Consider the following 10,721-nt stretch of genomic DNA (forward strand, 5'->3'; position numbering starts at 1 on the left):
ATTGGTTAAAATCGCAAAATAATGGAAAAAACCAACAGCCCCTTTGCTTCAGCCTACCTGCGCTTCTTACAGTTGGCGCAGGTGGTTCAAGCCCTGCCTGACGGCCTGGAGATGGATGCCAACGAAAAGGCTTTGCTGCAAGCCGTGGTTTTGCGTTGGTACGAAAATGAACCCATGACCGTGCGTGAAGCCATTGGCTTGGTCGATTTGGGCTCACCCGCCACGCTGCACAAACGCATCACCCGGTTGCGCGACAAGGACATGTTGGGCACTCTGAACCTCGAAGGTGATCGGCGCGCCAAGTTCCTGATCCCCACCCAACGCACGCTGGATTACTTCAGTCACCTGGGTCAATCCATGCAGCAAGCCCATCAAAAAACGGTGGCATGACCCGCAGCATTCATCACCTCATTGAGCAAACAGCGTTGGCTTTGACCAGCGCTGTTTTGTTTGTGCTGTTTTTTAAACTCAACGGCTGGGTCTTTTCCAATTTCGCTTACAGCGAAAACATCAGCTGGGTCTTTTTACCTGCGGGCTTTCGGGTGATTTTGGTATTGGTCTTGGGTTTACCCGGGGCTGTGGGTCTGGTGTTGGGCAGCTGGTTCATCGACAGCGTGCTTTTTTCGGCTGACGCTTGGCTGTTGCCATTTTTAAATGGCCTCGTGTCCGGCTTGACGCCTTGGCTGGTGATGAAATACCTGCAGCACCAAGGGTGGTTGGCGCCCCACATCATGTCCATCACGGCCCAACGTTTACTTCAAATGACCTTGATCTTTTCTGCGGCCAGCGCCATCAGCCACCAGTTGCTCTGGTGGTTGTTCGAAAGGGAAGATACCAACATTTTGGTCGACGTTTGGCCCATGTTCATTGGCAACGCCTTGGGGGCCTTGTTGATGCTCTACGGTTTCAAATTTGCCTTGGACCGGATCCGGCCGAACAGGTCAACCCCAACCCATTGATTTTTTTGGGCGCTCAGTCGCTGGACGGTAAAAACAGCGCCTGTAAATCGCTCAAAAAGTCAAAGCCCCGGTCTGTTGGCCAGACCCGCTGCAGGTCACGCTCAATCAAGCCTTTTTTTTCGGCCTCGGCCAGCCCTTTTTGAAGGCTGGTCATGGCCAAACCCGTGCGGTCCACAAAGTCGGCCAAATCAAACCCACCGCGCAAACGCAGGGCGTTGAGCATGAATTCAAACGGCAAGTCCTGGCGTGACACCTCGGTGCTTTGCGTGACCGGCTCGCCTTTCATGGCCTGCTGCATGTACAGCGCAGGCTCGCGGAAGCGCACTTGCCGCAGCACGCGGTGCGCAAAACTGAGTTTGCTGTGCGCACCCGCGCCAATGCCCAAGTAGTCGCCAAACTGCCAATAGTTCAGGTTGTGGGCACAAGGATGTCCGGGCTTGGCATAGGCCGACACTTCGTAACGATCCAAGCCCGCCAAGGCCGTCAGTTCGGTGATGCGGTCCATCATCTCGTAGGCCAGATCGTCCTCGGGCAAGGCAGGCGGGAACTTGGCAAACACCGTGTTGGGCTCGATCGTCAGGTGGTAGATCGAGATGTGCGGCGGCGCAAAGGCCAAAGCGGTCTGGATGTCTTGCGTGAGGCCCTCGAGCGTCTGGCCCGGCAAGGCGTACATCAGGTCGAGGTTGAAGGTGTCAAACACCTGCGCCGCTTCGGTCACGGCGGCCAGAGCCTGGTCGCGGTCGTGCACGCGGCCCAGGGCTTTCAGGTGCGCGTTGTCAAAGCTCTGCACGCCTATTGACAAACGGGTGATGCCGGCTTGATGGAAGGCCTTGAAACGGTCTTTCTCAAAAGTGCCGGGGTTGGCTTCCATGGTGATTTCGGCGTCCGGCGCCAAGCGCACGCGGGCTCGAATGCCCGAAATCAAACGGTCAATCGCTTCGGGCGAAAACAAGCTGGGCGTGCCGCCCCCCAAAAACACCGTCTGGATGCTGCGGCCCCAAATCAGCGGCAGGCTCGCTTCCAGGTCGGCCAACAGCGCGTGGATGTAGGCGTCTTGCGTTGACACTGGGTCAGCGCCCTCACGCAACTCGTGCGAGTTGAAGTCGCAATACGGGCACTTTTTGATGCACCAAGGCAGGTGCACGTACAGCGACAGCGGCGGCAAGGCGTTCAGTTGCAGCACACCGGGGCGCATGGCGTGCACCGGGTCCATCATCGGGCTCATGGCGCGGCGCTGTCCAGCCAGCGTTCAAGCATCAGCGCCAGCATGGCTTGCGCAGCGCGGCCTCGGTGGCTGTGGGCGTTTTTCACCTCGGGGGGCAACTCGGCAAAGGTCTTGCCAAACTCGGGCAACAACATGACCGGGTCAAAACCAAAACCGTTCGTGCCCCGGCGCTCGGGAGTGATCTGCACCACCACCCGGCCCACGGCAATCAGCGGCTCGGGGTCATTGGCGCTGCGCACCGCCACCAGCGTGCTGACCATGGCAGCGCGGCGGTTGGCGATGCCCTGCATTTGCGCCAGCAAAGCGGTGACGTTGGTGTCATCGCCTTTGGGGTAACCAAAGCGGGTGGCGTAATAAGCCGTGTCCACGCCGGGCTGGCCGCCAAAAGCATCCACACACAAGCCCGCGTCGTCGGCCAAGGCGGGCATGCCGCTCAGCTGCGCTGCATGGCGGGCTTTGGCCAGGGCGTTTTCAACAAAGGTCTTGAACGGCTCGGCGGCTTCAGGAATGTTCAGCTCGGACTGGCGCACCAGCGTCATTTTCAGCGGCGCCAACAGGGTTTGCAGCTCGGCCAGTTTGCCTGCGTTGTTGGAGGCAAGAACGATTTTCATGTGCGCCATTGCCAGGGGTTCAGGCGCTGAACGTCAGGGTCTGGGGCTGGTCGTGCGCCTGCTTTTGCAACTGCACCAACTGGGCAATGCCCTTTTCGGCCAGCGCCAGCATGCCGTCCATCTCGACGCGGGTAAAAGCCACGCCTTCGGCCGTGCCCTGCACTTCCACAAAGTGGCCCGCACCGGTCATCACCACGTTCATGTCGGTGTCGCAAGACGAGTCTTCGGGGTAATCGAGGTCCAGCAAGGCGGTGCCGTTTTTCAGACCCACCGAAATGGCGGCCACGCGGTCGAGGATGGGGGATTCGGTCAATTTGCCAGTCTTCATCAACCAATTCACGGCATCTTGCGCGGCCACAAAAGCGCCCGTGATGCTGGCGGTGCGGGTGCCGCCATCGGCTTGCAGCACGTCGCAGTCGAGGTGGATGGTGCGCTCGCCGAGCTTTTTCAGGTCAAACACCGCGCGCAGCGAGCGGCCAATCAGGCGCTGGATCTCTTGCGTGCGGCCGCTTTGCTTGCCGCGCGCGGCTTCGCGGTCGCCCCGGGTGTGGGTGGCGCGGGGCAGCATGCCGTATTCGGCCGTGACCCAGCCCTCGCCACTGCCCTTTTTGTGGCCCGGCACCTTTTCTTCGACCGAAGCGGTGCACAGCACGCGGGTCTGGCCAAACTCGATCAGCACCGAGCCTTCGGCGTGGATGGTGTAGCCGCGGGTGATGCGCACAGCGCGCAAAGCGTCGGCAGCGCGGCCGGAACGAACAGAAGAGGATGTCATGAGAATGTCTTTAGAGAGTGGTGTGATGCCGGCGTAGCCAAGAGGTGTGGGCGAGTTTGCGATAATGCCCTGTTTCATGCTTTGCCAAACCCGTCAAGGGCCTGGCCAAGGCAATTGCCCCAGGCTGTTGTTCGGCCTGCGGCGCGAAGGAACCCGTTCAATGTCAGTTTACAGTATGACCGGCTACGCCAGCGTGCAGCACAGCCCGCTGCCCGCAGACGGCGAAGCCCCCGCCAGCGCGGCCCCCACCGCCCGCCTGGGGCTTGAAATCCGCTCGGTCAACAGCCGCTTTCTCGACCTGAGTTTTCGCCTGCCCGAAGAGCTGCGCCAGCTCGAACCCAGCCTGCGCGAGCTGATCACCCGCCAGATCAAACGCGGCAAAGTCGAACTGCGGGCCAGCCAGGACGCAGGTGACGGCGCTGCCCTGCAAGCCCCCAACCACCAAGCCCTGCAAAAAATCGCGGCCTTGCAAGAAAAAATTCAAGATTGGTTGCCCAGTGCCCAGTCCTTGAGCGTGGCCGATGTGCTGCGCATGAGCGCTGGCAGCTCGGGCCAGGCAACGCCCGACGAAGCGGCATGGATACAACTGGCCGCCCAAGCGGTAGACGCCCTGCGCGAAGCCCGCGCCCGAGAGGGTGCGCGCCTGACCACGATGCTGCAAGGCCACATTGGCCAGCTGCGCAGCCTGGCCGAACAGGCGGTGCCGCTGGTGCCGCAATTGGTCGAGCAGCAGCGCCAGCGCTTTTTAGAGCGCTGGAAAGACGTCATGGCCTTGGCCGATGGCAGCCACCTGCCCGAAGCCGCGCAAGACCGGGCGCTGACCGAGGCCACCGCATTTGCCATCCGCATCGACGTGGCCGAAGAGTTGACCCGCCTGCGCTCGCACCTGGACGAACTCAGCCGCCTTTTGGACAAAGGCGGTGACATTGGCAAGCGCTTGGACTTCTTGATTCAAGAGCTGCACCGCGAAGCCAACACCCTGGGCTCCAAGTCGGCTGTGCTGGAGATGACGCGCATCTCGGTGGACATGAAGGTGCTGATTGAGCAAATGCGTGAACAAGTCCAGAACATCGAATAAAGAGCCGCAGCATGGATTACCCCGGAAACCTGTTTGTCGTGGCCGCCCCCAGCGGGGCTGGCAAATCCAGCCTGGTCAAGGCCTTGATGGAGCTGGATTCGCGTGTACACCCCACCGTCTCACACACCACCCGCGCCCCAAGGGGCCAGGAAAAGCATGGCCGCGAGTACTTTTTTGCTTCGGCACAAGAGTTTGACGCCATGGTGCTGGGCGATGCCTTTGTCGAATGGGCCCATGTGCACGGCCAGCGCTACGGCACCTCGAAAAAGATGATCGAAGAACGCATGGCCCAAGGTACAGACGTGATTTTGGAGATCGATTACCAGGGTGCCCTGCAGATCCAAAAGATGTACGCCAACGCGGTGCTGATCTTCATCTTGCCGCCCAGCTGGGAAGAGTTGCGCTCGCGCTTGGAGCGCCGGGGCGAGGACACCCCCGAGATCATCGAGCTGCGCCTGCAAAACGCCGCAGTGGAGATGGCGCAGGCCAAGGAGTTTGACTTCGTTATAATTAACGAAGTATTTGACCGCGCCCTGTTTGACCTCAAAGCGGTGGTTCACGCCCAGCGACTCAAGTACCACGTTCAACGCCGCGCCCGGCCTGACACCTTTCAAGCCCTCAAGATGGCTTGACTCCCCACACAGACATTTTCAAGGAAAACTCATGGCCCGCATCACTGTTGAAGATTGCCTGGACAAGATTCCCAACCGCTTTCAGCTGGTTTTGGCCGCCACCTACCGCGCCCGCATGCTGAGCCAGGGCCACACGCCGCGCATCGAAAGCAAGAACAAGCCTGGCGTGACCGCCTTGCGCGAAATTGCGGCGGGCAAAGTCGGCATCGAGATGCTCAAGCGCGTGACTTGAAACGCCACCATTTGGCCCGGTCTGGCCCCCGCCAGTCCCGCCACCAGAGCTGAAAACGCCCCTTCATGGGGCTTTTTTTTGGCTGCCGCCTAAGTAGGCAATCGCTTACGTTACATTGATGGCATGAGCGCCGTCGCCCCCAAAATACCCAAAGCAAACGCCAGTCGCCCCAAAGCGCTGGACCCGGCGGCTGCCAACGCGGCCGCCGCCAGCTTTGCTGTGCTGGAGGCGCAACTGGGTTACCTGAGCGAAACCGACACCGACATGGTGCGGCGGGCTTACAAATTTGCCGACGAAGCCCACCTGGGCCAGATGCGCAAAAGTGGTGAACCCTACATCACCCACCCGATCGCGGTGGCCGGTTTGTGCACCGAGTGGAAACTCGACGCTCAGGCGTTGGCTGCCGCCCTGCTGCACGACGCGATGGAAGACTGCGGCGTGACCAAGATCGAGCTGATTGAGCGCTTTGGCTCTCCGGTGGCTGAGCTGGTCGATGGCCTGACCAAGCTGGACAAGCTCGAATTCAACACCCTTGAAGAGAACCAGGCCGAATCCTTTCGCAAGATGCTGCTGGCCATGGCCCGTGATGTGCGCGTCATCCTGATCAAGCTTGCCGACCGCACCCACAACATGCGCACCATGGCCGACATGCCACGCAGCAAGTGGGGCCGCATTGCGTCCGAAACGCTCGAGATCTACGCCCCCATTGCGCACCGGCTGGGCCTGAACCAGATCTACCGCGAACTGCAAGACCTGTCGTTCAAACACCTGCTGCCCTGGCGCTATGCCGTGCTCACCAAAGCCGTGACACGCGCACGCAACCGCCGCCGCGATCTGATCCGAAAAGTACAGAACGATGTGCAAGCGGTGTTTGCCCAGGCCCATATGGATGTGCGCATCAGCGGCCGCGAAAAGACGATCTATTCCATCTACAAAAAGATGGACGAAAAACACCTGAGCTTTGCGCAAGTGACCGACATTTATGGCCTTCGGGTCATTGTCCCCTCGGTCATCGACTGCTACACCGCTTTGGGCTTGTTGCACCAAATTTACAAGCCTTTGCCCGGCAAGTTCAAGGACCACATCGCCATTGCCAAGGTCAACGGCTACCAGTCGCTGCACACCACCTTGGTCGGGCCGTCCGGCGTGAACGTCGAGTTTCAGATGCGCACCGAGCCGATGCACTTGGTCGCCGAATCGGGCGTGGCTGCGCACTGGCTGTACAAAGAGCACGAGTCGGCCAGTGCCCAATCCGCGCGCTTGGGCTCGCAGTGGCTGCAATCGCTGCTCGACATCCAGACCGAAACACGCGACGCCGCCGAATTTTGGGACCACGTCAAGGTCGACTTGTTCCCCGATGCCGTGTATGTTTTCACGCCCAAGAGCCAGATCATGTCCTTGCCACGGGGCGCCACAGTGGTGGACTTTGCCTACGCCATCCACAGCCGGGTGGGCGACCATGCCATGGCCGCCCGCATCAATGGCGACCAAGTGCCGCTGCGCACCGAGCTCAAAAACGGCGACGTGATTGAGGTGATCACCGCCCCCGTCTCAGCCCCGAATCCGGCCTGGTTGGGCTTTGTGCGCACCGGACGCGCCCGCTCCAAGATCCGCCACCACCTCAAGACCATGGCGCAAACCGAGTCGGTGGGCCTGGGTGAAAAACTGTTGGCACAGGCTTTGCGTGCCGAAGGCATCCACCAGCTCCCCGCCAACGACGAAGCGCACCATGCGCTGTGGGAAAAATTGCTGCGCTTCACGGGCAACCGCAACCAGCCCGATTTGCTGATGGACATTGGCCTGGGCAAACGCATCGCCACCATCGTGGCCAAGCGGCTGACGGCGCTCTTGTCCGAATTGGGCCAAAAACCCGACCCACTGCTGATGACCCGCGAACGCTTCACAGCGCACGATTCCATCTCGCAAGGCTCGATCACCCTGGATGGCAGCGAAAACGCCTCAGTGGTCTATTCACGTTGCTGCCGGCCCCTGCCCGGTGACGACATCGTGGGCTACCTGGGCCGAGGCGAGGGCCTGGCCGTGCACACCCGCGATTGCGCCACCGCACGAAAACTGGAACACAAGGACAGCGAACGCTTCATCGGCGTGGAGTGGTCTGACGAATTGAGCCGCAGCTTTGAGACCACCATCACCGTCACCGTGGTCAATGGCAAAGGCGTGCTGGCCCGCGTGGCCGGCGCACTGGCCAGCGGCGAAACCGACATCGTGCACGTGGACATGGGGCAAGAAACGCCCCAGGACACGGCCGAATTGAAGTTCGTGGTGGCTGTGCGAGATGTGACGCACTTGGAACAGGTGCTGCGTCACCTCAATCGCACCCCCTCGGTGATCAAAGCTGAGCGACAAACCAACAAGAACCAAGGACGGACCTGATCTTGTCCAAGCTGAGCGCAGAGGGCTATGCAGCCGCTCAAGGGCCCTTTGGATAACTCACCTGCAGCACCTCGATGTCGATCACGCCTGCGGGCGTGAGCAGTTTGAGTTCATCGCCTTGGCGTGCTTTGAGCAAAGTGCGCGCAATGGGCGAGACCCAGCTGACCTGGCCTTGCAAACTGTCGGCTTCGTCAATGCCCAAAATCGTCACCGTGCGTTCTGTGCCTGAGTCTTCGGCATACGTGACCGTGGCACCAAAGAACACCTGGTCGCTGCCGTGGTGCACCACCGGGTCGACCACTTCGGCCATCTCCAGACGTTGGGTCAGGAAACGGATGCGCCGATCGATTTCACGCAAACGCTTTTTGCCGTAAATGTAATCGCCGTTTTCCGAGCGGTCGCCATTGCTGGCGGCCCAATGCACGATCTCGACCACCTTGGGCCGCTCGTCGTCCATCAGGGTAAAAAACTCCGCCCTCAAACGGGCATAACCCGCAGGCGTGATGTAGTTGATCAACCCTGAAGTACTCATGCACGCATCTCCATCAGGTCGATGGACTTGGAGTGGAGTGACCTGAGTTGGCTCTAAACAAATCAGCAATCATGCAACCAGCTCCTCATTGCGCAAAAAATACCGTATCCCGGATTCACAGGCTCATCCGGGACCACCCATTACCCCAATGGCTGGATGAACAGTGGGCATCAGGCATAAACTCCAAACTGCGACAAACTCAAACCCTGTGCATTTGACAGGGACAGTAAATAATCTGGCTGCTCTGTATCGAGGTCAAGGGACCCAGCAGGGCCGTCAAAATTGCCGTCTACATCACCGCTTAAGTAGGCCACCAAACCAACCGGCAGAACGGTCCGGGTATCCGTCAGGTCAACGCTGATGGCCTGCGAAACGCCGGGTACCAGGGGGTCGGCCGTGATGGCCGCCACGGCTGGACTGTTTTCATTGGCAAACCTCCACACGGGCTCGGGCGTGCCGGTGCCTCTTAAGCCCACCACATGTTTGAGCACGCCAATGGCATCGTTGAGTTCGACACGACCGTTGCCATCGAAATCAGCAGCCAAGGATTGATAAGGCGACAAGGCCTGGTTGACGGGGTTCACGTTGAGGCCAACCACCATTTTGAGAATGGCGATGGCGTCTTGAAGGTTGACAGCGGCGTTTACGGCTTCCTGCTCGACCAAAGGAGTCGAACGGCTAAGTTGGAGATCGAGCACGGCCGTACTGGCTTCCAACAGCCTGGCACTGCCGTCGCTGGCTGTGACCTGCGGTAAACCAGTGGCGCTGACCACGACATCAGCCAAAAGCTTGTGCTCTTTCCAGGTATAGGCCAGCACATCGATGGCCTTGCCGCTGACTGGCGCGGTCGGGTAAGTCAACGTTTTGAAGTTGTAACTGCTCAGACCGGCAAAGGCATTGCCGGCCAAGTCCTGGACCATTCCAGAGGAAAAAACCAGGCTGAAATCGGTGCCTTCAGCCAGGTTCGCTGTCGGGTTCACGGTGAGGGTGTTGCCGGCCCACTGCAGGCGAGGGCTGGTGGACACGTCAAACCGCTCAACCTCCACACCTGCCACTGTCTTGAGCACAATGCTGCCGCTACCGCGCTCCACCGCCTCGCTGAACACCAACTCTAAGTTACGTGTGGGGGCAACGGCCAGGGCCTCATCGGCTGGGCTGAGCGCTTGCACCAAGGGTGCCGTGGTGTCGACCACCAAGGCACGCACCATCACGCCAGGAGTGACGCTGGCATTGCCGAGGCCATCGGTCTGCCTGACCTGGATGGCCCCCTCACCGTAACTGCCTTCGGCCAAGGTGAGGCTGCTGCCTGAACCGGCCTTCCAGCTTTTCCCGTTGTCCACGCTGTAGGACCAACTGCCACCCGCCTCCAAACCGCTGACGGACAGCACACCGGTGCGTGTCAGGGCACTGCCGGCCCGTGTCTGGTTGAGGGTGGTAATGACTTCTTCAGCCAGCGGAACATCGCCGTAACCCGCGACCGTCCCAACGGCCAATTGGGCCAGGCTGTCAATCACCGATAAGCCCGACACCACCTTGCCGAACACCGCATAGCCAGGCGATGCGGCACTGCTGTAGTTCAGGAAGCCGTTGTCCACATGGTTGATGAAAAACTGGCTGGTCGCAGAATTTGCCGCATCGGTGCGGGCCATGGCAATGGTGCCGCGCAGGTTGAGCAAGCCGTTGTTGCTCTCGAGCACGATGGGGTCGTAGGTTGGCTGCCTGCTCACCATTCCGGTCGTGAAGCCACCGCCTTGCACCATAAAGTTTTTGATCACGCGATGGAACAAAGTGCCGTCGTAAAAATCGCCGTTCACATACGCCAGCATGTTGGCCACCGTCGCCGGAGCGCGCTGCGGGTCCAGCTCAATCACCACCGTACCCAGCCTGGTTTGCAGCGTGATCTGCGGGTCCACCACGAGGCGGTAGCTGGCATCCAGCAGCAGCTTAGGGGCCCACGCAAGGTTGTCGATCAATTGGGCTGTGTTGGTGGCCACAGCATTCACCTCGCCGGCCGCGTTTCTCACGCTGCCTGCCTTCAGTTGCAGCCCCATGTAAGACAAGTCCACGCCCAAATTGGGCGTTGTCGTGACCTGCCAGTTGGCGCCACTGCCCGACACGGCACTGACCCGGCAGTTCAGGATCAGAAAATCATCAATGCTCAGGCCCGTCACAGGCTCGCTGAAATCAAAGTAATACGTCACGCGAGTCGTCGCGTGGTTAACAATGCCGGGCAGGTTGTCGGTGATGGTGACGGTTGGTGCAGTCATCAGTTAACAATAAGACAGG

General features: G+C 60.0%; 11 protein-coding genes. 6 read left to right on the forward strand and 5 right to left on the reverse strand.

Translation table 11 applies throughout. The features are described 5' to 3' along the window. Nucleotides 1-21 precede the first annotated feature (21 nt). The gene (locus Q0O99_RS11775; protein WP_293751706.1) at nucleotides 22-390 is read left to right on the forward strand and encodes a hypothetical protein; all 369 of its coding nucleotides are present in this window, start codon (nucleotides 22-24) and stop codon (nucleotides 388-390) included. Continuing rightward, the gene (locus Q0O99_RS11780) at nucleotides 387-959 is read left to right on the forward strand and encodes a hypothetical protein (RefSeq protein ID WP_293751708.1); all 573 of its coding nucleotides are present in this window, start codon (nucleotides 387-389) and stop codon (nucleotides 957-959) included. Before Q0O99_RS11775 ends, Q0O99_RS11780 begins: the two co-directional genes overlap by 4 nt. 13 nt (nucleotides 960-972) lie before the next feature. Here Q0O99_RS11780 and hemW read toward each other — a convergent pair whose 3' ends face one another. The 3 genes from hemW to rph are packed head-to-tail and all read right to left on the reverse strand — an operon-like array spanning nucleotide 973 to nucleotide 3,567. Next, nucleotides 973-2,184, reverse strand: a complete 1,212-nt coding sequence (gene hemW, locus Q0O99_RS11785; protein WP_293751710.1) for a radical SAM family heme chaperone HemW — start codon at nucleotides 2,182-2,184, stop codon at nucleotides 973-975. Further along, complete coding sequence (gene rdgB, locus Q0O99_RS11790) at nucleotides 2,181-2,795, reverse strand: RdgB/HAM1 family non-canonical purine NTP pyrophosphatase (RefSeq protein ID WP_293751712.1); 615 nt, start codon at nucleotides 2,793-2,795, stop codon at nucleotides 2,181-2,183. The genes hemW and rdgB overlap by 4 nt, the downstream gene beginning before the upstream one ends. A 19-nt stretch (nucleotides 2,796-2,814) precedes the next feature. Beyond that, nucleotides 2,815-3,567, reverse strand: a complete 753-nt coding sequence (gene rph / locus Q0O99_RS11795) for a ribonuclease PH (RefSeq protein WP_293751714.1) — start codon at nucleotides 3,565-3,567, stop codon at nucleotides 2,815-2,817. A 175-nt stretch (nucleotides 3,568-3,742) separates the two neighbouring features. On the opposite strand from rph, the gene Q0O99_RS11800 reads away from it, so the two are divergent. From Q0O99_RS11800 to Q0O99_RS11815, 4 genes are all read left to right on the forward strand, one after another. Beyond that, the gene (locus Q0O99_RS11800) at nucleotides 3,743-4,645 is read left to right on the forward strand and encodes a YicC/YloC family endoribonuclease (protein WP_293751741.1); all 903 of its coding nucleotides are present in this window, start codon (nucleotides 3,743-3,745) and stop codon (nucleotides 4,643-4,645) included. Nucleotides 4,646-4,656: 11 nt separating this feature from the next. Continuing rightward, nucleotides 4,657-5,277: a guanylate kinase gene (gene gmk, locus Q0O99_RS11805; RefSeq protein ID WP_293751716.1), complete on the forward strand. Its 621-nt coding sequence runs from the start codon at nucleotides 4,657-4,659 to the stop codon at nucleotides 5,275-5,277. A 31-nt stretch (nucleotides 5,278-5,308) separates the two neighbouring features. Further along, nucleotides 5,309-5,509 (forward strand): DNA-directed RNA polymerase subunit omega, encoded by a 201-nt coding sequence (gene rpoZ / locus Q0O99_RS11810; protein ID WP_108354341.1) that lies wholly within the window; start codon nucleotides 5,309-5,311, stop codon nucleotides 5,507-5,509. Between the two features lie 123 nt (nucleotides 5,510-5,632). Further along, a complete protein-coding gene (locus Q0O99_RS11815; protein ID WP_293751719.1) occupies nucleotides 5,633-7,903 on the forward strand; it encodes a bifunctional (p)ppGpp synthetase/guanosine-3',5'-bis(diphosphate) 3'-pyrophosphohydrolase in 2,271 nt (756 codons plus the stop codon). A gap of 37 nt (nucleotides 7,904-7,940) precedes the next feature. Here Q0O99_RS11815 and greB read toward each other — a convergent pair whose 3' ends face one another. Together greB and Q0O99_RS11825 are read right to left on the reverse strand one after the other, a co-directional pair. Further along, nucleotides 7,941-8,435, reverse strand: coding sequence for a transcription elongation factor GreB (gene greB / locus Q0O99_RS11820; protein WP_293751721.1), 495 nt, complete (start codon nucleotides 8,433-8,435; stop codon nucleotides 7,941-7,943). A 170-nt stretch (nucleotides 8,436-8,605) separates the two neighbouring features. Next, nucleotides 8,606-10,702: a peptidylprolyl isomerase gene (locus Q0O99_RS11825; RefSeq protein WP_293751723.1), complete on the reverse strand. Its 2,097-nt coding sequence runs from the start codon at nucleotides 10,700-10,702 to the stop codon at nucleotides 8,606-8,608. Nucleotides 10,703-10,721: the final 19 nt, after the last annotated feature.

Source organism: Limnohabitans sp. Rim8 (assembly GCF_945901735.1).
Classification (GTDB): domain Bacteria; phylum Pseudomonadota; class Gammaproteobacteria; order Burkholderiales; family Burkholderiaceae_C; genus Limnohabitans_A.